We start from the raw sequence: 22,398 nt of genomic DNA, 5'->3' as shown, positions 1-22,398 counted from the left end.
GCAGCAGCAGCTACCTGCCATCACCGCAATTATTCTTTCATGAGTGCTACCCCGTTGCTCGTCCCTATCCTCGTGGCGCCAGCGTCAATCAGTTCCTTGGCGAACGCAAAGGTACGAATACCGCCCGAAGCTTTTATCTGAATATTTGCCGGCAGATTAGCCCTCATCAGTTGCACGGCAGCAACGGTTGCTCCCTTTTCTGCATACCCCGTAGAGGTTTTTACAAAATCCACCTGGTATTTAGCATATAGCTGGCAGCACTGCACAATCTCTTCTTCCAATAATATGCCACTTTCAATGATCACCTTGATCGCCTTATTATGGTTACGGATGATGGGCATGATGGTCGCAATCTCTTTTTCCACATAATCCCAGTCCTTATTCCTGATAGCCAGGATATTCGCTACCATATCGATCTCGTCAGCTTCATCCACAATGGCGAGTACCGTTTCAGCCACCTTGGCCTCTATGGCGGAATAACCGAAAGGAAAGCCGGTAACGGTAGCCACCCTGGTAGTGGTGCTGCCCACAAAGGTCTTCGCCAGTTTTACAAAGGGCGGAGGGATGCATACCGCGGCAAAATCATATTCCACCGCTTCCATACAGAGTTTCTTAATGTCTTCCAGTGTGGTAGTTGGCTTGAGGACAGTGTGGTCTATGTATCTGTTGAGTTTCATTGTGACAGGTTTCGGTCACGAAAGTAAGGGAAATCTGGAAATGGGGTAACATACCGGGGCACATATTAACAGATCAGGCAGCACTGTTCGGTGCTGCCTGAGATCATCTTATACCGTATAAAAGTGCAATCAGTTAGCGCTGTTTGAACCGCAGCTGAGTACCGTCACCGGCTTGCCTGCTGCTATAAGGATTCTCCTCAAATAGAGCTCCATATAATTGAAATGCCCCTAACCTTTTACCTGTACAGGGATGTATCGTACGACCCTGTTCATCTATGTATTTAATATCCCTTAGATTGTCAAATGCCAGATAGAAATAAAGGTGGCGTGCTTTGAGCAACACACTGTCTGCTCTTATGACATGCGGATCGATGTCGGGCGTCCAGTAATACATACTATCCTGGATACCTTGCAGGGCAGCATACCTGATATAGCCTCTGAAGTTTGTTTTAGAAAGATTGGGGATAGTATCCATATATAACACGGAGGCTGCCGGCAGCCGCATAGGAGATGCAAAGTCCGTTACTGTAACAATCTGCGGATTATTAGGACTTCCCAAACCAAAGTAGTCAAAGTTCGTTACCGTTGGACCATCATAGATCTTACCTACTTCGGCATCAGGTAGTTGTGTAGCCGTCGTGCCGCCAGTGTGTAGCTGATGAATGATCCGGTAGGTACCATAGCCTTCCTTTGAATAACTAAAGTTATACTGTCCTGCCTTCACTTTTTTGAAGCTATACGCTCCGGTGGCATCAGTGATGGCACTCAGACCTGTGGAGTCTATTGTAACCAGCACGCCTGCATGATTAGACAGCGCTACGCCCATTGAATCATACATGATCACTTTCCCGGTGATGTCTCCCTTTTTTTGAGAGGGAGGCCAATTCGGGTCTTTGATGCAGGAGAATAGCAAACAGACTGCTGCAAAGCAGCATAGGCTAAGTAAGATTTTGGAGGTCATACATTAAATGGTTTATCAGAATATTGAAATAAATATTACTTGTGATAGTCCTTCCCTCGGAATAAATGCATCAGTTAAAAACACCTTTAGCTAATGCTGATGCTTTACTCTTGAATGGATATACAACTTTTCCCGAAGCAGGATCTACATAGTAAGCGCCTGGTCTGACCGTGTTTGCCCATCCCACCCATGGTGTATAGAAGTATTTAGGAAATACATATATACGGGCATATATAGAATCACCCGGAGAGAAGTAAGGAGTAAGCCAGTCCTTTGGTGTGTTAGGAGCATAGTATGCTACGCCGGTCAGATAGTTACTGTCGCTGACATCAGCATGTTTGGAAAAATATACCTCGTAATTCCTGCCGGTCATCACAATGCCTCCAGGCGGCAGGTGGATCCTTATGTTGATATAATTAGGAATTGTATATTCAAACCAGACTGAATCAGGCACGTTCTGTACAGGTATCTGTACAATTGATACGTCCTGCACCGTAGTGTTCAGCGTACCTCCGGAAATATGTGTCTGTCCGAACACCTTCATCTCACCAAAACCGTTGCGGTGGAAGCTCAGATTATAGGTGCCTGTGCCTATACCATGGAATTGATAGTAACCGGCTGTATCAGCCATTGTTTCAAGTATAGAATCAGCACTCAGATATAATGTTACTTTGACACTGTCTACGGGCCATATAGGCGTCGTAAACTCATTAAAGGTAAATACCCTTCCTACAATAGAAGACGTATCAGCACCCGGCGGCTTTTGCCCCGGAGGACCGGGAGGGCCTTCTGGTCCTGCAGGACCCGTAACATCCCAGTTTACGCAGGCTACCATAAAAAGGCAGCAGTATAATACTAATATTAGCTGTTTCATATGAGATTATTCTATTTGAGAGGTCTGTATTTTCAGTGAATCTCCCAGATAAGGATATGCTATCTGGGCGCCCGTAGCATAATTCAGCCATGGCGTATAACCGGAACTTACAGGTGCTGCTACCGCTGTCAGATATAATGTAGCCCCTGAAGGCACCAGGTAGGTCGGAATGGTTATGTTACCTACTATTTTACCCGTAGTACCATTGATATCCTGGCCCTCAGTCGCGATAGTTAGCTTGGACAGTCCTCTACCTACACCAGGTACGGCTGATGTATCAAGATATACCTGGAAGCCCGATACAGAAAACCGGTGCGGTGTCGGCCATTCAAACACAATTTCAAACGGGATAAAGATATCAGGGAAGAGTCGGTATGTCTTGGCAGTAAAGGATATTATTTTTGTCGAAACATGCTGCGCCATTGCTATACTACCAAGGAATTTATCGATTGAACCGCCTGCATGCTGCACATACAAATGGAGGGAATCATAACCGGCTTTTGAGATACTGATATCATAATTGCCCGGTGGAACGGCAGGCAGATAAAAGTGTCCATTTGTGTCAGTGTAAGCCCTGAAAATGCTGTCTGCATTATAGGTTTGTAACAATACGCTGTCCTGCCTTGCCACAGCCCCCCCGAACTGATCACGCAGATTAATGTAACCGGTAATATTGCCCGGCGGCCAGGTATATGGTGGACCATCAGGTCCTTTAGGCCCGGGAGGCCCTTCCTTAGCACATGCCATGATAAGGCATAAAAAGAATGAGAGGAATATGATATTTTTCATGTGGATGAATTAAAATGGATAATGTGTTCTTGCTGATGCGATGTATACACTACTTCAAACGGAAGTTGCGTAGCAATGGATAAACGCCATCATTACGCCGCCTGTACTGCTCAATCGGAGGCGTGAAAGAAGATGCCGACAATGTAAACGAATTAAAGATGGGACCTGTACAAGGGTATACAGTACGACCCTGTTCATCTGTGTAATGAATATCCTTGGGATTGTCAAATGCCAGGGAGAAAGTAATGTTACGTGCCTTGAACAATACACTGTCTCCATATATCATAGCCGATTGGATGATGGGGCTGGCATATTGTGTAGGATAACCGTTGGTTGCCTGGTAGTCCCTTAGTGCCTTTACAAAGTCTGTCTTGGGTTGCCCGCTGACACTTAAATACATGACAACGGCTGTAGGCACCTCCATGGGCGCTGAAAACTCAGCGAAAGCAAAGATCTCGTGATTTTCAGGGCCGCCGTAGGACATCGGACCACCCCCTAAACACGGCGGACCAACATATATCTGCCCCACATCCGCATTCGCGAGTTGTGTAGCCTGCGCACCACCGGGATGCAATTGACGAATAATCCGGTATGTACCATAACCTGCCTTCCTGTAAGAGAAGTTGTACCGCCCGGCCGTCACCTGGCTGAAACTATAAGCACCACTGGCATCAGTAGTGTCGGCCATGTTCGTGGAATCTATGGTGACTATCACGCCCGAATAATCAGCAAGGGGCGCTCCCGTTGAATCATATACAATCACTTTACCCCTGATATCACCTTTGAGAGGGGCATAAACTCCTGTGTCACCAGGCGGCCCGGGAGGACCCTGTGCGCCTTCTTTAGTGCATGAGAATAACGAATAAACTGCCACAAGGCAGCATAAGCCGAGAAGGATTTTGGTGGTCATAACATTAAGAGGTTAATCAAATAGTCAAACAGATTTTACCATGACAGTGCATCCTTGAGTCATATAACAAATTGTCTTGTGTCCTGTATTTTCTGGCGGTAAAAGGCCAACATAAACTTATAACAGCAATACCTGCTGCTGCATGATGATAAGGTTAATAAGAAAAATAAAACTGTTGATATTTGGGTGGAATCTATGATCTTTTGAGGTTGATCTGTGCGCGTGCTCTTATGCCATTCTATTAGAGCTGACATAATAGGATGTTATGTTCGCTCAATCAAATCTAACAAAAAAAGTCGTTTATCCACTGAGAATTTGTAAAAAAAATTGAAGAGTTTGTGAAGACCGACTACAGACAAGTAAAGAAAATCATCTCCTTGTACACCCTTTCACGTTGTCGCTGCTTCCGGTCACACGTCTTGATAGTTCATACAATTCAATGAACCGAGGTACCTGATGACTATCCATCAAGCGGACCGTTCCTCTGGAAATGAGTATTTATAGCTTTATCGCGTGATAACACCATAGCTCGCTTTGCTGGCATTCGATGGAATATGCCGGGAATTCACCGGATCTACAAATCTTTTGCCGAGACATGGATAGATCTTACGCCCCGCTTCATCTATGTAATGAATATCCCTGACGTTGTCAAAAGCCATGTACCAATACACAGAAGGTGAATTGTGCAGAATTGGGTTGGCATCTATATAATAGTTAAATGGATCGTTATCAGTCTGGTAGGACATGCGGTCCTCAGGAATAAAGGCGTTGGTATTTCTGATGCTGATTACGAAGTTTGTTGGTGAGACATCCGGCTTAGTACTGAGATACATTACGGATGCTGCAGGAACGCGAATAGGAGCGGCAAATTCAGTGTATGTGAATCGCTGTGTGCTATTGGGCCCTCCAATTGCGATATCGATGAAAAGTGTCACCGTAGGTCCATCGTAGATCTGACCTACATCTGCAGTATCCAGACGCGTGGCCTGTGGCCCGCCGGCATGCTGCTGACGGATAATACGGTAAGTGCCATAGCCTTCTTTCTTAAATGAAAAATTATATGTGCCCGCCGGTACCTTATGGAAAACGTAAGCGCCACTGGCATCAGTGACGGTTGAAAAGTTCGTGGAATCTATTATCACCTGTACTCCGGAATAATCGGCACGTGGTCTCCCCAGTGAGTCATACACGACTACTTTACCGGTAATATCTCCTTTGGGGGAATGGTCATCTTTTTTACATGATGATATGGAATACAATGCTACGAGGCAGCATAAGCTGAGGATGATTTTGGTGGTCATACATATGAGGTTATCAAAATAAACAAACAGGAATTACATTCAGAAGTTACATGAAACAGCCTTGCGAGTAGATCAAATCTAACAAAAAAAGCTAAAAGGAAAGCGTATCCAAACAAAAACCGTCACCATCATATGCCAAAATAAAAAGAGCCTGCATCATGCTTGATACAGGCTCCTCTTTTCAATTATATCTCTACGGAATTACAGATCTTTTCCGTGACATTGTTTATACTTCTTACCACTTCCGCAAGGACAAGGATCATTCCTGCCTACTTTCGGACCAGCTTTCACCGGCTCCTGTTTTACCGGTTCTGCATTGGTAGCATATTCTTCCACCATAGTATGACCGTTACTGTTTTCGAACTCCTGGTGAGAAGCACGCATACGGCTCATATCAGTCTTTTCTTCACGTCCTTCACGGATCTGTGGTTGCGGCGGTGGTGGCGCCTGTTGCTGCTGCTGTTGAGGACGATTATCTTCCTGTACTGGAATACCTGATCTGCAAAGGAAAGATACAATCTCACGGCTAGTCTCCGCATTCAGGTCTTTAAAGAGTTCGAATGCCTCGAATTTATAGATCAGTAACGGATCTTTCTGTTCGTATACCGCACCCTGAACGGATTGTTTCAGGTCGTCCATAGCACGCAGGTGCTCTTTCCACGCATCATCTATCAGTGAAAGAGTGATACTGCGCTCCAGTGCATTGATAGTTTCGTACCCTTTGGTATCAACAACCTTCTGCAGGTTAGCCAGTACATTCATACCTCTCTTACCATCGGTGAATGGAATTGAAATGTTTTCGATATGATGTCCCTGTTCACGGTAAATCTGCTCAATAACCGGCAGTGTATTTTCTGCGAGTTCCTGTGTCTTACGCTCGTAGCTTTCTTTTGCCTGCTGATAGAGACGGGTAGCGAGTGTATTGATATCTACACGGGCCAGATCTTCCTGGCTGATGTCTGTATCGATAGCGAAGTTTACGATCGCATCCAGCTTAAAGGCTTCGTAATCGCCGCTGTCTTTATGCGTAGTGACCAGTTTCTCTGCCACATCATAGAATGCATTGTCGATATCAATAGCCAGACGTTCGCCAAACAAAGCGTGATTACGTTTATTGTAGATCACAGTACGTTGTTTGTTCATCACATCATCGTATTCGAGGAGACGCTTACGGATACCGAAGTTATTTTCCTCTACTTTACGCTGTGCTCTTTCGATGGATTTGGTGATCATACTGTGCTGGATCACTTCTCCTTCTTTATAGCCCATACGGTCCATGAGGCCCGCAATACGATCGGAACCGAACATACGCATCAGATCGTCTTCGAGAGATACGAAGAACTGTGAAGTACCGGGGTCTCCCTGACGACCGGCACGACCACGTAACTGACGGTCTACACGGCGGCTTTCATGGCGTTCTGTACCGATGATGGCCAGACCACCCGCTTCTTTCACACCAGCACCGAGCTTGATATCCGTACCACGACCCGCCATGTTGGTAGCGATGGTCACAGCGCCGGCTAAGCCAGCCTCTGCTACGATCTGTGCCTCACGTGCGTGCTGTTTCGCGTTCAATACATTGTGTTGTACCTTTTCGAAAGTGAGCATCTTGCTCAACAATTCGGATACCTCTACAGAGGTGGTACCCACCAGTACCGGACGACCAGCAGCCTGTAGTATTTTGATCTCTTCTATAACAGCCTTGTACTTGTCGCGTTTAGTCTTGTAAACGAGGTCTTCCGCATCCTTACGGGTGATTGGCAGGTTGGTAGGAATGGTTACCACATCCAGCTTGTAGATCTCCCAGAACTCACCGGCTTCTGTAGTAGCCGTACCGGTCATACCTGCCAGTTTGTGATACATACGGAAGTAGTTCTGCAGGGTTACAGTAGCGAAGGTCTGTGTAGCGGCTTCCACTTTCACATTTTCCTTTGCTTCAATCGCCTGGTGCAGACCATCGGAGTAACGACGGCCATCCAGGATACGACCTGTCTGTTCGTCTACTATTTTCACCTTACCTTCCATCACCACATATTCCACGTCTTTATCAAAGAGCGTATATGCTTTCAGCAATTGCTGGACGGAGTGGATACGGTCAGATTTCTGAGCGAAGTCCTGCAGGAGGGTCTCCTTACGACGCAGCTTCTCATCTGCGGATTCTTTGCTCTTTTCTATCTCTGCTATCTCAGAACCAACATCAGGCATAATGAAGAAATGAGGATCTTCACCGGCCTTAGTGATCAGACCGATACCTTTTTCAGTCAGGTCAACACTGTTGTTCTTTTCATCGATAGTAAAGTACAGTTCTTCATCTACTTTCGGCATTTCACGTTGCTGATCTGCCAGGTAGTAGTTTTCAGCTTTCTGTAACAATACTTTTATACCAGGTTCACTGAGGTACTTGATCAGGGCGCTATTTTTTGGTAAACCACGCCATGCACGCATCAGGGCAAGACCGCCGGTTTTCGGATCATCTTTACCTTCAGCGATCAGCTTTTTAGCCTCGATCAGGAACTGGTTGGTAGCCTTACGTTGTGCTTCTACCAGCTGCTGGATACGTGGTTTCAGTGCGTAGAACTCCTGTTCTTCCCCACGTGGGATAGGACCAGAGATAATGAGCGGGGTACGCGCATCGTCGATCAATACGCTATCCACCTCATCCACCATGGCGAAGTGGTGTTTACGTTGTACCATTTCGTCCGGGCTATGCACCATGTTATCACGCAGGTAGTCAAAGCCGAACTCATTATTTGTACCATAGGTAATATCCGCGAGGTACGCATTGCGACGGTCAGGGGTATTAGGCTGGTGTTTATCAATACAATCTACTGTAATGCCGAGGAATTCGAAGATAGGACCATTCCATTCGGAGTCACGACGGGCCAGGTAGTCGTTCACCGTTACCACGTGCACACCTTCACCGCCTAAGGCGTTCAGGTAAGCAGGGAGGGTAGATACGAGGGTTTTACCTTCACCCGTAGCCATTTCGGAAATTTTACCCTGATGGAGCACAATACCACCTATGAGCTGTACATCATAGTGGATCATGTTCCAGGTAACAGTACTACCGGCGGCAGTCCAGCTGTTTTTCCACGTCACATTGTCACCATCAATGGTGATATATTCTCCCTTTGTCACTGCCAGCTGCCTGTCTAACGGGGTAGCCGTAGCTGTGATAGTAGGGTTCTGTGCGAAGCGGCGTGCAGTTTCTTTTACAACGGCGAAGGCCTCAGGCAGGATCTCCTTCAGTACTTCTTCCAGTTGAGTATCACGATCTTTCTTTAGTTTATCAATCTCCTGATAGATAGTGTCTTTCTCTGCTACGTCATGTACGTTTTCGGCCGCAGCTTTCTTTTCGGCAATGGTGCCATCGATTTTGGCCAGATGCGTACTGATACGCAGGCGGAACTCCTGCGTTTTGTTGCGCAGCTGGTCTACAGGAAGGGATTGCAGTTTTTCAAACGCTTCATTGATCTGCCTCACTAAAGGCTCGATGGCTTTGATATCTCTCTCCGACTTGTGCCCGCCAAAAAGTTTAGTTAAAAAACCTAACATGTTGAGTTTATTACGAATGATTGTTAAAACAGTTGTACAGTCAAAGACGATAGTCCTATCGTGCCTGACTACCTTACCCAAATATTGTGCTTATGCAGCCTCGGATGACAAGCTGTCAGACTTAGACCCGGTTTTGGCAAGGCCTGTAAAATTAGGAATTATTTGCACATAGTGAAGGCTAAATGCCGTATTATGGCAGGCAGGAGCGCATTTTTAGGAAGAAAGCAGCAGGATAGGGACATTTAAGGGGCGCCGAAGCAGGTAGACGGTGCAAAAAAGCCGCCCCGGTTGAACAGGACGGCTTCAAATGTTAAAATAGTGTTATTTAATCCCACCAGAGAAATAAGCGCCTGGTCTGCATCATTTCCGCCGCCAGATTTTCTTCGGTTTCAGCTCCCTGCTCTATCAGGTCCGGACAAAATGCAGATACCTCCTTCGCAAAGCTCTGCGCCGTAGGGTGCGTGATTTTAAGCAGATGTACTTCCACCCAGTCTGCATCAGCGCCTGTTATGTCAAAGGGCTGTTCTCCATACCACTCATGCAGTTTCAGCATGATACTGTCATTGCTGATATTATAATTTGCGCCGGTAGTTGCCCTGAATTTTACAATGTCGAATTGATCTTTACTTTTCAGAACGGCAAATTTATCCGGAGTGGTACCAAAGTTTTCTTCGGATTTAAACAGCAGATATCCCTGCTTTTTTAATGATGATCTGAGCTGCTCATAATACTCAGCATTCTCTGCGTTGATCTCATACTCAAATTGCAGGGCATCTCCCAGTTTTGTGTTGTCAATTGCCTCGTCTGATGTAGGTTTTAATCTGTTAATGTTGCCCGGTACGATTTCTCTTAGTGCATCAATAACTGTGTGATCGTAGTGCATCGCGTCCGCCAGTGCATAGTCTTTCGCCGACGAAGGAAATTTCTGTTTACCGGATACGCCACAGCTACACAGCACAGTTGCCAGTGATAAGGATAATAGGATTCTACTCATAGGATTTTCTGAAATATTAAATAAAAGTACAAAATGTTTATATAGCGGACTGATGAAGAATTGTCACTACTCATTGTCTGAATGATGCAGGGTCTGCCATTCTATCATCTTTGTTTTGGCTAGTTGTCACCCCGTGTTACAAACGCGTACCCGGGGTTGTCACCCCGGGCTACAAACAATGGGACTCCTAACGGAGTCCTATTGTGGGTTGTTAATTACGTTTTCTATAAACATCCTGTTCCGAATCAGATCTTCGATGGTATCTATAGTGTACGACTATACTCCGACTATAGTAGAGAGCCTATAAGCTATCGACTTCACCGAATACATGCCGAATGCATACACTGGGTTAACCCGGAAGGGGAAAACGGGGCTGCCAAAGGGATGACCCTGGTACATTCTAAATACGCTTTATACACGACGCATACACGGCGTATACACGACGCATCCCAGAAGTATACCAGGAGCATACCAGAAGCATACCAGAAGCACCATGAGAGAATAAGCAGAGAACAAGCAGAGAAGACGGAGAGAACAAGCAGAGAAGAATCTTGTCCCAAATGTAGGACTCCGTTAGGAGTCCCGTTGTTTATAACACGTAGTAACAACCTCGGGCGTTTGAAAAAAAATTTATTTATTAACGACCATTTAACACTATCATTTGTTACAACACTTTACCTTTACATTATTAGGGTTTTCATAGGATAGTAAAACAAGAGCCGGATAGTCTTATTTGGCTCTTTCTTTTTTTATAAACCTTTGTTTTTTAGTTGATTATTTACCTTTCTCTTATTTGTTATTTCACCCCGGAATAGCACTTTTTCATACACTAAATAGTATCAATTGTAACACTTTCGTAGGACAAAAGTAGCCAATTTTGTAGGTAGTTCTACCTAATTCCTTCATGAAAATATCACACAAAAATGTGGCGGGAGTTTTCTACTTTTAGGGTTTTGGTCGGCAAGCTATACAGTACCTCCATTACAAACGGTACCCGGAACGCATGGGCATAACGCGATCATTCGCGGCAATAGACCCCGGTAGGGGTCTCAGTGTTTGTAGCGCGGGGTGATAACCCCGGGGATGAAAACCGGGTGATAACCCCGGGGATGAAAACCGGGTGATAACCCCGGGATGAAAACCGGGTGATAACCCCGGGGATGAAAACGGGGTGATAACCCCGGGGATGAAAACCGGGGTGACAACCCCGGGAACAAAACGGATGCAAACCGGAACGAACGGATGCCCCCGGATGAAAACGGATGCAACCCGGATGAAAACGCGTCCCCACGGAATAATGTATAGCGCCGGCGATGGTTCATATTAAAAGAATGTACAGGTCTGACTTTTCATGCAGGAGGCAATGCAACGCCCCTATGCTAATTACATTTTGCGTATTATATTGATTGTTGCCTGTACTTTTTTATATATTAGACGGCGGAAAAGCTCTTTTCCTGCTTCTTCCACGTTAAATGTCCTGAAGACAACTCAAAACCTATAAAGAATAAAACGTTTTGCCAATGAACCGTAAGTTAAGAATGGGAATGATCGGAGGCGGTAAGGATGCCTTCATCGGAGCAATTCACCGTATCGCTGCCAATATGGATGGACTGATCGAATTGAAAGCTGGCGCCCTGAGCGTAAATCCTGAAACAGCCCTGGACTCAGGAAAGATGTTATTCCTGGACCCGGCACGCACGTACACTGATTACAAGACCATGCTGGAAAAAGAGGCTGCATTACCGAAAGAGGAAAGGCTGGACTTTATCACCATCGTGACACCCAACTTCGCACACTTCGAGCCTGCGATGATGGCGCTGGACAAAGGCTTTAACGTAGTGATCGAGAAACCGATCACCTTTAATCTCGATGAGGCCAAACAATTAAAAGCGAAAGTAGAACAGACTGGTCTGACCCTGCTGCTCACACATACCTACACCGGTTATCCCCTGGTAAAACAGGCCCGCCGTATGGTTGCTGAAGGTGCATTTGGTAAGATCCGTAAGGTATGGGTGGAATATCCACAGGGTTGGCTCAGCAGACCAACAGAAAAAGATAGCGCCGGCGCTGCCTGGAGAACCGATCCTAAACGTTCCGGTAAAAGTGGATGTTTCGGCGATATCGGTACCCACGCCGCAAACCTGGCAGAATATATCAGCGGCTTAAAGATTGAAAAGCTTTGCGCTGACCTGCGTATCATGGTAGAAGGCCGTGGCCTTGATGATGATGGCGCTGTACTGATCCGCTTCGACAATGGCGCTGCCGGTGTGCTGATGGCATCACAGGTAGCTGCAGGTGAAGAAAATGCACTGAAGATAAGGGTGTATGGTGAAAAAGGCGGTCTGGAATGGGCACAACATGAGCCTAATACCCTGCTGGTAAAATGGCTGGACAAACCCGCTGAAATATATCGCGCAGGTGGCAACTACGGTGCTTACCAGAGCAGCTATGCTATTCACAACACTCGTACACCAGGCGGACATCCGGAAGGATACCTGGAAGCATTCGGTAACCTGTACCGCAACTTCGCACAGACTTTACAGGCAAAACTGGACGGCACAACACCTGCTCCTGAATCACTCGACTTCCCAAGCGTAGACGAAGGTATCCGTGGTATGGCATTCATCGACAATGTAGTTCGTTCCAGCGAAAGCACCGAGAAGTGGACAACGTTTGAAATCTAATCATTAAAAGGCACGTATGAAAACAATTAAAGGACCTGGAATTTTCCTGGCGCAGTTCCTCGGAGACACTGCGCCTTTCAATACACTGGAGGGCATCTGTAAATGGGCTGCGGGATTAGGATTTAAAGGCGTACAGATACCTACCTGGGACTCCCGTATGATAGACCTGCAAAAGGCTGCTGAAAGCAAAACCTATGCAGACGAGATCAAGGGGATCGTTAATGCCGCTGGGTTGGAGATCACCGAGTTGTCCACGCACCTGCAGGGACAGCTGGTAGCAGTACATCCTGCATATAACGAACTGTTTGATGGTTTTGCTCCCGCAGATAAAAGAGGCAATGCTGCTGCCCGTACAGAATGGGCGGTCAATCAGCTGAAATATGCTGCAAAGGCAAGCCGTAACCTCGGACTGAACGCGCACGCTACCTTCAGCGGCGCTCTGCTCTGGCATACAGTTTATCCCTGGCCACAACGTCCTGCAGGACTGGTGGAAACAGGCTTTAAGGAACTGGCTAACCGCTGGTTGCCCATCCTGAACGAATTTGATGCCAACGGCGTAGACCTCTGTTATGAGATCCATCCGGGTGAAGACCTGCATGATGGCATTTCTTACGAGCGTTTCCTGGAGGCCACCGGCAATCACAACCGCGCCTGCCTGCTGTACGATCCAAGCCATTTCGTACTGCAATGCCTGGATTACCTGGAATACATTGATATCTATCACGAGAAGATAAAAATGTTCCACGTAAAGGATGCAGAATTCAATCCTACCGGTCGTTCCGGCGTATATGGCGGCTACCAGGGATGGATCGACCGTCCGGGACGTTTCCGTTCACTGGGAGATGGTCAGGTAGACTTTAAAGGCGTATTCAGCAAACTGACCCAGTACGATTACAGTGGTTGGGCAGTGATGGAGTGGGAATGCTGCATCAAGCATCCGGAAGATGGAGCAAAAGAAGGTGCGCCGTTCATCCAGAACCACATTATCCGTGTAACCGAAAAAGCATTTGATGACTTTGCAGGTGGTGGAGCTGATGAAGCCCTCAACAGGAAAGTATTAGGGCTGTAAGGTAAAACGGTCAGCTGCAGATAACAAATCATGAATGGGGAATAATGGGACTGCTCATCACATAATGTATACATCCTTGTATAATGATGAGTATATTACCTTCCGGTCGTTCGTAAGAAGATGCTATGCTGCTTTAGCTGGGAATAATATCACAGAATAATTGAGCATACTTATTGAAGTAAATGAGGTGTGCTTTTTTATAGAAGTCAATTTGTATTTAGGAACTTATAAACGATTGTAAAATGAGAATGCGTTTTTTGGCGCCGGTTGTATTATGTGCTGTAGTGCTGGCCTCCTGCGGTGGCGGCAGCAGCGAAAACAAAACTGAAAAGAAAGAAGAAGCTGCAAGCGAAACGCCGGCTGATAACTCTATGGTGTCTCCAGGTGCAGCTGAAGCTGCAGCCTCTAAGGGAGCTGCCCTGATAGAGCAGAAGGATTGTAAAACCTGCCATAAGGTAGACGTGAAGCTGGTAGGCCCCGCTTACAAAGATGTAGCACAGAAATATGAAGCTACAGATGCCAACATCGAAATGCTGGCCGACAAAGTAATCAGCGGTGGTAGCGGTCACTGGGGTGAAGTAGCAATGACGCCTCATCCTGACGTGTCCAAAGAAGATGCTAAGGAAATGGTGAAATATGTTCTGTCGCTGAAATAGCAGACAGCACTTTATATTGGTCTCTCAGCTTTCTAAAATTAACTATCATATATAGCCGGTAGTTGCCTGTCCCGCTTCAAAGCGGGCCAGTACAGCAACTATCGGCTATAAAAAAACTCAATTTGCAATGAAGCACATTATTCCCGTTCTGGCACTCAGTCTGATCTCTTTATCCACATCCGCACAGGAATTGAATACCCTCACCGCTAAAGAGAAGAAAGCGGGCTGGAAACTATTGTTCAACGGTACCAATACCGAAGGCTGGCACACCTATCTGCAGAAAGATGCAAGTGCTGCCTGGAAAGTGCAGGACGGCGCACTGGCGCTCGACCAGGAAGCCAAAAAGAATGGCGCTCCCGGCGGCGACCTGGTGACCAACGACGAGTACGAAAATTATGAGTTAACCCTGGAGTGGAAAATCTCTGAAGGAGGTAACAGCGGTATCATTTTCGGCGTACACGAAGATCCGCAGTTCAAAGCTACTTATCTGACAGGCCCTGAAATGCAGGTACTGGACGATGCTAAACATCCTGATGGTAAAATCACTAAACATAATTCCGGCGACCTGTACGACCTGAAGAAGTCTGAAAAGAATGCCGTAAAACCTGTTGGTGAATGGAACAAGGTAAAGATCCTGAAGAAAGATGGTAAACTGACCTTCTGGCTGAACGGCGTGAAAACCGTAGAAACTACCATGGGCACCGAAGAGTGGAAAACACTCGTAGCCAACAGTAAATTCAAAACCTGGAAAGGCTTCGGCGAATATGCCAAAGGCCATATCGCACTCCAGGATCATGGTAATGAGGTTTGGTACCGTAATATCAAGATTCACGTACTGTAATACCACATACTATGAGCAAGATCCACGTAAGAGAAACAACCCTTTCGTCACAGACGGAAGCACATCATAACCTCGCTTGCAATAAAGCCGGTAAACAAAGCATGGTCCCTTTCAGGATGGGACCATGCTTTATTGTAGCCCTCCTGCTGGCATTGGTGATCACTACAGATAGCTATGCCGCATCTTTCAAAAAAGCACCTCGTCTACTGGTATTCTCCAAGACCGCAGGTTTTCGTCATGACTGCATCCCTGCCGGCAAGCTGGCAATGATCAAACTGGGAGAGGAAAATGGCTTTGCGGTAGATACAACAGAAGATGCCAGTGTGTTCAATGATAAAAATCTGAAGCGCTATGCCGCAGTGTTGTTCCTCAATACCACCGGTGATGTGCTGAATGATGAACAACAGGCCGCGATGCAGAAGTACATTCATAACGGCGGTGGATATATGGGTATTCATGCAGCTACCGATACCGAATATGGGTGGCCCTGGTACAACAAGCTGGCTGGTGCATGGTTTACCAGCCATCCTAAACAACAACAGGCTACCTTGCTGGTGGTAGATCGTAACAATGATGCAACCCGTCACCTGCAGGAGAAATGGTCACGCTGGGATGAATGGTATAACTTTAAAGACCTTAACCCGGATGTACATGTACTGATCAAAATTGATGAAAGCTCTTACGAAGGTGGTAAGAATGGAGATAATCATCCTATGAGCTGGTACCACGATTTTGAAGGAGGCCGTGCTTTTTATACGGAATTAGGCCATACGAAAGAATCCTATGCCGATCCGCTATACCTGCAGCACGTACTTGGAGGCCTGCGCTACGCCATGAATTTGAAAACTAAAAAATAAAAGATAGTCCCTATTACGGGATACGGCATTTGTGTGTCGTATCCCGTATTATCAATTCAATATAAAAAATATCATGCAAATCAGGTACGTAATGATGCTGCTGGTATTACTGGGAACAGTAATGTCCGGTTGCCAGAAGAAAACCCGGCCCGGTAATCCGAGAGTATTGGTATTCACCAAAACTGCGGGTTTCCGGCATGCTTCTATCCCCGCAGGGATACAGGCTATTCAGAAACTTGGTCAGGAAAATGGCTTTGAAGTAGACACTACAGAGAATGCCGCTTATTTTACTGAAGATACCCTGCAGAAATATGCAGCAGTAATTTTTCTGAATACCACAGGTGATGTACTGAACAATTACCAGGAAGCAGATTTCGAAAGATATATTCAGTCAGGTGGTGGCTTCGTGGGTATCCACGCTGCAACTGACACCGAATATGAGTGGGGATGGTATGGTGAACTGGTAGGCGCTTATTTCGATAATCACCCTGCTGGTACACACAAGGCTAAACTGACGGTAAAGGACAAATCTTTCCAGGCCACAGCAACGCTGCCTGATACATGGGAACATACTGACGAATGGTACAATTTTAAGAAGATCAACAAGAACACACATGTGTTGATCACCGTAGATGAAAAGAGCTACGAAGGTGGTACCAACGGCCCCGATCATCCGATCAGCTGGTACCACGATTTCGATGGCGGCCGTGCTTTTTATACAGAGCTTGGTCATACCAATGAATCATATACAGAACCGCAGTATCTCGCACACATCCTGGGCGGTATCAAATACGCTATTGGTAAAAATACCATGCTGGATTATGCACAGGCTACTACACTACGCGTGCCTGAAGAGAACAGGTTTACCAAGAACACCCTCATTTCAGGTGAGTTCTTTGAACCAACTGAAATGACCATCCTGCCTGATCTCAGCATTCTGGTAGCGCAACGCAGGGGAGAGATCATGTATTATAACTCAGGCAGCCACAAGCTGACACAGGCGGGTTTCCTGCGTGTATATTACAAAACAGAAACACCTAACGTAAATGCAGAAGAAGGTGTGCTTGGTCTGAGCGCCGATCCTGATTTTGCTAATAACCATTACGTTTATATTTATTATTCTCCTGCAGATACTTCCGTGAATCGCTTGTCCCGTTTCAAGTTTGAGAATAATGTGTTAGACACTGCATCAGAAAAGATCATCCTCCAGCTGTATTCTCAGCGTAATATCTGCTGCCATACCGGTGGTTCTATCACCTTTGGCCCCGGAGGATTGTTATACCTGTCTACAGGCGATAACAGCACGCCATTCGACGAACCCGGACAGAAATATGTCAGCAATGGTTATGCGCCACTGGACGATCGTCCGGGACACCTGCAGTATGACGGTCGCCGTACATCTGCCAATACCAACGACCTGCGTGGAAAGATCCTGCGTATAAAGATTAATGCAGACGGTACATACAGTATCCCTGATGGTAACCTGTTCAAGCAAGGTACACCAAATACACGTCCTGAGATCTACGCAATGGGTACACGTAACCCTTACCGTATTTCAGTAGACCGTAAGAACGGATACGTATACTGGGGTGAAGTAGGACCAGATGCCAACAACGACGATCCTAACCGTGGTCCGCGTGGTTATGATGAAATCAACCAGGCTAAGAAACCCGGTAACTTTGGTTATCCGATGTTCGTAGGTAACAACTATGCCTATCATCTGTATGACTACGAAACAGGTAAGAGCGGCCCCGCTTTTGATCCCGCGAAGCCTGTTAACAATTCCCGTAATAATACTGGTATCAAGAACCTGCCTCCGGCACAGCCGGCATTTATCTGGTATCCATATGCAAAATCGCCTGACTTCCCGTCAATGGGTAGCGGCGGTCGTAATGCAATGGCGGGACCTATCTACTACAATGAATTCTATCCGAAAGAAACACGTCTTCCGGATTACTATAACAACAAATTCTTCTTCTACGATTGGGTACGTGGTTGGATCAAGGTAGCAACCTTCGATAAGGACTTTAACCTGTCAAAGACAGAAGATTTCGTGCCGCATACAAAATTCAATGCCATCATCGATATGGAGATGGGACCTGATGGTCGCATTTATTTACTGGAGTATGGCAATGGATGGTTCAGCAAAAACAAAGATGCTGCACTGTCGCGTATAGACTATAACGGTGGTAACCGTGCACCTAAAGCAGAGATCCATGTGGATAAACTGTCTGGCGGTCTGCCGTTTAAAGCAAAACTGAGTGCAAAAGGATCTTCTGATCCTGATGGCGATCAGCTGACATACGTGTGGTACCTGGGCAACGGTAATAAACAGGAAACCAAAGAACCGGAAACAGAAGTGACTTATACTACAGCAGGTGAATACGCCGTATCTGTAGAAGTACTCGATGGTAATGGCGGAAGCACCCGCAGTAATGGTATAGAGCTGTATGCAGGTAATGAAACGCCGGAAGTGAAGATAAATGTGACCGGTAACCAGATGTTCTATTTCCCTGGTAAACCTGTTACTTACAGTGTAAGTGTGAAGGATAAAGAAGACGGTTCCACTGCAGATGGTAAGATCGATCATGCTAACCTGTACATCAGGTCTGACTATATGGAAGGCAATGACAAAGCAGGTATTCCTCAGCAGGGCCACCAGATCATCACTGGCGCTATTGCCGGTAAGAATATAGCAGAAGCCAGCGATTGTAAGACCTGTCATAAAGTAGATGAAAAATCTATCGGACCAAGCTTCAAACAGGTAGCAGAGAAATATAAAGATGATCCGAAAGCGCCTGATTACCTGGCAGACAAGATCATCAAAGGTGGCGGTGGTGTATGGGGCGAAACTGCTATGTCTGCGCATCCTACTATCACGCAGTCGGAAGCACATCAGCTGGTGGAATATGTGATGTCATTAGGCGGTACTACCAAAGCTGCGCCATCATTGCCGGTAAGCGGTACAGTGGATGCAACTGCAGGTAAACCGGAAAAAGATAACGGTGTGTTTTACCTGATGGCCAGCTATACTGATAAAGGTGGTCCTGGTATCAAGCCGATCACCGGTACGGATGCCATCTCGCTGAGAAGTCCGAAGATACCAGCAGCATCATTCGATAAATCAGATGGCGTTTCTACATTCGAATTTGATGGTAAGAAACTGCTGATACCTACTGGTAATGGATGGGTGGATTATAAGAATCTTGACCTGACAGCGGTAAATGGTATTAACATCAATTATTTCACGCAGGAGCCTTTACAGCATGGTTATATCGTGGAGATATTTCTGGATAAGGCGGATGGTGTGAAACTGGGAGAAGCGACTATTGGTGTGGGAGCTAAGGGAATGGCGCCTAATGCGGCGTTGATCTCTTTTGCACCTTTGACAGATGCGAAGCAACATACTTTGCATGTGACAATTAAAGCCGCTGATCCGGCAGAGAAGACCGGGCTGGGAATATTGTCGTTCCAGTTGATGAGTAAGTAATATCATCGTTAGATAAAAAGAGAGCCTGTATCGTAAGATGCAGGCTCTCTTTTTATTTGGTGCTTTAAAAGATGCTTAGGATGTTTTACATCCTCTTTTTTGTTACGCTAAGTAGTTTCGATTTCTTTTACCGCTAAGTAGCTTCGGTTTCAGTATGGGATGGCGGTCGGCGCCTCTCCTCTCTGGAATGCTATTGGGCGTTATCAAGCGAATAGGCGTTGAATATGGATTGGGCAGCATCAGTCGTATTGCCGGAGAGCCGAAGGCCCGCCATTCCCATCTGAAACCGGTACTACTTACGCTGTCCCTATTACTGTGCAGACGGCCGGTTTTTTATGAGTTGAAGGGCTTTTTGCATAGCGATGACAATGCTTATTCCGATTATTCCGGTTATTCCGGTTATTCCGATTTTAACTATCCCCTGTAGGTAGGATCTTTATCTTCTTCTGTTTTGGGAGGTTTGTTAAAATTGTATTCCATCTGTGATTTCACTTTGCGGTACCAGTTGAGGTCATAAGGTAATTTCTCAAACCACTCCTGGAAGTCTGCCGGTATCAGGTCATATACATCACTGGGAACGGGAAAGACCATACCATTCATGATCAGTTGCACCGGGGCTGTCTGTACTACCTCGCCGTCTTCAATGCCTGGTTCCAATGGCGATTCTTCTCCTTTGCTGACAAGCCACTCCTTTTTTCTTCCATATCTGTTCAATCTGGCAATGTCATCATTATTCCAGACCCTATTAAGAGCTATAAGCTTTTGCCGCATTGCCCGACCTGCGTTGGTGTCTGCAAACAGCTTGGTAAGGAAGATCTGGGCATATTGAGACGCGTTGCCTACGTGTGCGGTATAGGTGCGTACCATTTCCTGGGGGGACTCCGTGGTGCCCAAATGCATTTTTGATTGTCCGAAGGGGTAGGTCGAATTGCTGATTGTGTCCAGGCCGGCCATATTATAACCTAGAAGTTCATTGGCATCCCGGTACTGTACGCCTGTTGATGACAGTAGTTGCTGATGCGCATATTCGCCTATCTGACCATGTATCTTCAGCTCATTCCACCTGGCGTTGGGTTTCATATGCTCAGCGGTACGGCCGGGACCATTCAGGTGCGTTATATAGTCATCCTGTATATCGGTGAGCGGGGTGCCGGGAGGTGAGGGCGGATGTATTTTCAACGCTTTCTGCGCTTCATGTGCAGTCCGGTACGCTATGGCGCCTGCTTCTTCCCAGGAAGCAAACGTATGGGTAACCTTGTTTTCAAGTGCCCATGTTTTTAATTGTGATAGCATCTTTAGCACGGAAGGATGCACGATGCGTAATTGGCTGTATACAGCCTTTGCATATAGAAACGGCTTATTTTCTTTGGGTTTTTTTATTCCAAGCTTCTTGTAAAATTGGGCCTCGTTTTTTTCTGCCAGGATATACAATTTCACAAGGCGCAGATTTGAACGTGTAGTGTCACGGCCATTGATCTTCAGTTTGAGCTGCGCTACGTTATTAAGCGGCGGCTGTTGCTGAACTACCGGTTGCATAACCGGCGCCTCAGATACAGCGTTGAACTGTGGCTTCACGGCTGGCCTGGCAACGCCAGCTGCGCCAGTGTTGTTAGCAGATGCCTGCGAAGCAGTGCGGATACCAGTGGCAACAGCCGGTGTGTGTTTGTGAGGGTATGACACAGTATAAGGGTTATAATTACCAAAAATAAGCATTTCCCCATAGCAACAGCCTACTTGTTATCCCACGCTGACAGTTCCCCGCCTTTCGCTTTTCCCCTGAGGTCGTTCTCCGCTGGGGAGTAAGTCTGCGGGCTTTAGAGGGACCCGGTTAGCCGCCTGCTGGCCTATCTGAATTGGATAGGCCGGGTCGTTTAACGCTTCTTCAGCTTTTTGCCTGCATAGAAATAATTGATCAGCAACACGATGATCAGTAAGAATAATCCGAAGAACTCACGCGTTTCTTCTATCCATGGTTTCGTTGCTTTCATTGTTTCAGCAATGTTCTCACCATGATGTTCAGTAGCCCAGTCTATAACACCGTTCTTATCAAAGAAAAGATAAGCTGCATATACCAGGTATACGAATATGCCGAAGAGATAAGCACGTCTGTAAAAGCGGCCGCCCGCAGCCAATAGACAGCATCCAGCACCAAAGAGGTAAATAGGACCCCATATATAAGGATCAGGATCATTGTATTGTAGTCCTGCGAAAATAATGAACAGGATACCCCAGATGATGTTGAATATTTTCATAGAAAAAAAATTATCAGCGATAGAACGAAGATAGTTGATATAATATAGAAAATATATACCTTTGCATCCGAATTCCTTTATTGTTCATCTCTTAAAAACGCAAGGAATCATGACAGAACGTATTCACATATTACCCTTTTCGCCCGCTGCCTGATACAGGCAATATTTCCTTTTTTAATTTACTGGAAAGCGTGTAAACATTGATGATCATTCATCATTAGTGTCTCCCATTATTATGCCTGTATAAACTGGTTCAAGTTGACACCGTTAGGATGCCCGCGCAGATCAGCCATGTCATCAAGTGATTGCGTGCTTATAGTCTGGGGTGCAACCCCGGGATATCTAACGTGATCAATCGCTCCAATCGGCTCCGTAGGTGCCGTGTGTTTGTAGCGCGGGGTGCAACCCCGGGCATATAACGTGATCAATCGCTCCAATCGGCTCCGTAGGTGCCGTGTGTTTGTAGCGCGGGGTGCAACCCCGGGAGA

17 protein-coding genes are annotated in these 22,398 nt (G+C 46.3%); 7 read left to right on the top strand and 10 right to left on the bottom strand.

Going from position 1 to position 22,398, the window contains the following annotated elements:
- Window positions 1–29: 29 nt before the first annotated feature.
- The 8 genes from deoC to BLR32_RS02175 all read right to left on the bottom strand — a co-directional run bounded on the left by deoC (window position 30) and on the right by BLR32_RS02175 (window position 10,061).
- Window positions 30–677: a deoxyribose-phosphate aldolase gene (deoC, locus tag BLR32_RS02210; protein ID WP_089828602.1), complete on the bottom strand. Its 648-nt coding sequence runs from the start codon at window positions 675–677 to the stop codon at window positions 30–32.
- Between the two features lie 133 nt (window positions 678–810).
- On the bottom strand, window positions 811–1,638 hold the full coding sequence (locus tag BLR32_RS02205; protein ID WP_089828601.1) for a carboxypeptidase-like regulatory domain-containing protein: 828 nt from the start codon (window positions 1,636–1,638) through the stop codon (window positions 811–813).
- Between the two features lie 70 nt (window positions 1,639–1,708).
- Window positions 1,709–2,512, bottom strand: coding sequence for a hypothetical protein (locus BLR32_RS02200; protein ID WP_143011332.1), 804 nt, complete (start codon window positions 2,510–2,512; stop codon window positions 1,709–1,711).
- 6 nt (window positions 2,513–2,518) lie between these two features.
- Complete coding sequence (locus tag BLR32_RS02195) at window positions 2,519–3,301, bottom strand: carboxypeptidase-like regulatory domain-containing protein (protein WP_089828599.1); 783 nt, start codon at window positions 3,299–3,301, stop codon at window positions 2,519–2,521.
- 49 nt (window positions 3,302–3,350) lie between these two features.
- Entirely contained in the window at window positions 3,351–4,211 is an 861-nt protein-coding gene (locus BLR32_RS02190; protein WP_089828598.1) for a carboxypeptidase-like regulatory domain-containing protein, read from the bottom strand.
- A 506-nt stretch (window positions 4,212–4,717) separates the two neighbouring features.
- Window positions 4,718–5,512, bottom strand: a complete 795-nt coding sequence (locus tag BLR32_RS02185) for a carboxypeptidase-like regulatory domain-containing protein (RefSeq protein ID WP_089828597.1) — start codon at window positions 5,510–5,512, stop codon at window positions 4,718–4,720.
- Window positions 5,513–5,713: 201 nt separating this feature from the next.
- Window positions 5,714–9,067 (bottom strand): preprotein translocase subunit SecA, encoded by a 3,354-nt coding sequence (secA, locus tag BLR32_RS02180; protein ID WP_089828596.1) that lies wholly within the window; start codon window positions 9,065–9,067, stop codon window positions 5,714–5,716.
- A 325-nt stretch (window positions 9,068–9,392) separates the two neighbouring features.
- Window positions 9,393–10,061 carry a DUF4253 domain-containing protein gene (locus tag BLR32_RS02175; protein ID WP_089828595.1) on the bottom strand — a complete coding sequence of 223 codons (669 nt, stop codon included), beginning with the start codon at window positions 10,059–10,061 and terminating at the stop codon, window positions 9,393–9,395.
- A 1,520-nt stretch (window positions 10,062–11,581) separates the two neighbouring features.
- Here BLR32_RS02175 and BLR32_RS02170 point away from each other — a divergent pair.
- From BLR32_RS02170 to BLR32_RS34230, 7 genes are all read left to right on the top strand, one after another.
- Window positions 11,582–12,745: a Gfo/Idh/MocA family protein gene (locus BLR32_RS02170; RefSeq protein ID WP_089828594.1), complete on the top strand. Its 1,164-nt coding sequence runs from the start codon at window positions 11,582–11,584 to the stop codon at window positions 12,743–12,745.
- Window positions 12,746–12,761: 16 nt separating this feature from the next.
- The gene (locus BLR32_RS02165) at window positions 12,762–13,814 is read left to right on the top strand and encodes a sugar phosphate isomerase/epimerase family protein (RefSeq protein ID WP_089828593.1); all 1,053 of its coding nucleotides are present in this window, start codon (window positions 12,762–12,764) and stop codon (window positions 13,812–13,814) included.
- 242 nt (window positions 13,815–14,056) lie between these two features.
- A complete protein-coding gene (locus BLR32_RS02160; protein WP_089828592.1) occupies window positions 14,057–14,470 on the top strand; it encodes a c-type cytochrome in 414 nt (137 codons plus the stop codon).
- A gap of 127 nt (window positions 14,471–14,597) precedes the next feature.
- Window positions 14,598–15,311, top strand: coding sequence for a 3-keto-disaccharide hydrolase (locus BLR32_RS02155; protein WP_089828591.1), 714 nt, complete (start codon window positions 14,598–14,600; stop codon window positions 15,309–15,311).
- Between the two features lie 11 nt (window positions 15,312–15,322).
- The gene (locus BLR32_RS02150) at window positions 15,323–16,168 is read left to right on the top strand and encodes a ThuA domain-containing protein (RefSeq protein WP_245705335.1); all 846 of its coding nucleotides are present in this window, start codon (window positions 15,323–15,325) and stop codon (window positions 16,166–16,168) included.
- A 73-nt stretch (window positions 16,169–16,241) separates the two neighbouring features.
- Window positions 16,242–19,658, top strand: coding sequence for a ThuA domain-containing protein (locus tag BLR32_RS02145; protein ID WP_089828590.1), 3,417 nt, complete (start codon window positions 16,242–16,244; stop codon window positions 19,656–19,658).
- A gap of 154 nt (window positions 19,659–19,812) precedes the next feature.
- Window positions 19,813–20,085: a hypothetical protein gene (locus BLR32_RS34230; RefSeq protein ID WP_089828589.1), complete on the top strand. Its 273-nt coding sequence runs from the start codon at window positions 19,813–19,815 to the stop codon at window positions 20,083–20,085.
- Here the strand turns inward: BLR32_RS34230 and BLR32_RS02135 are convergent.
- Window positions 20,073–21,338 carry a hypothetical protein gene (locus BLR32_RS02135; protein ID WP_143011331.1) on the bottom strand — a complete coding sequence of 422 codons (1,266 nt, stop codon included), beginning with the start codon at window positions 21,336–21,338 and terminating at the stop codon, window positions 20,073–20,075. The genes BLR32_RS34230 and BLR32_RS02135 overlap by 13 nt on opposite strands.
- Window positions 21,339–21,529: 191 nt before the next feature.
- Window positions 21,530–21,910, bottom strand: a complete 381-nt coding sequence (locus BLR32_RS02130; RefSeq protein WP_089828587.1) for a transmembrane 220 family protein — start codon at window positions 21,908–21,910, stop codon at window positions 21,530–21,532.
- Window positions 21,911–22,398 lie beyond the last annotated feature (488 nt).

This window comes from Chitinophaga filiformis (assembly GCF_900102545.1).
In the GTDB taxonomy this organism is placed as follows: Bacteria; Bacteroidota; Bacteroidia; order Chitinophagales; family Chitinophagaceae; genus Chitinophaga; species Chitinophaga filiformis.
Note: the sequence above shows the minus strand (reverse complement) of the source record. Positions and strands in the feature narration are given on the sequence as shown.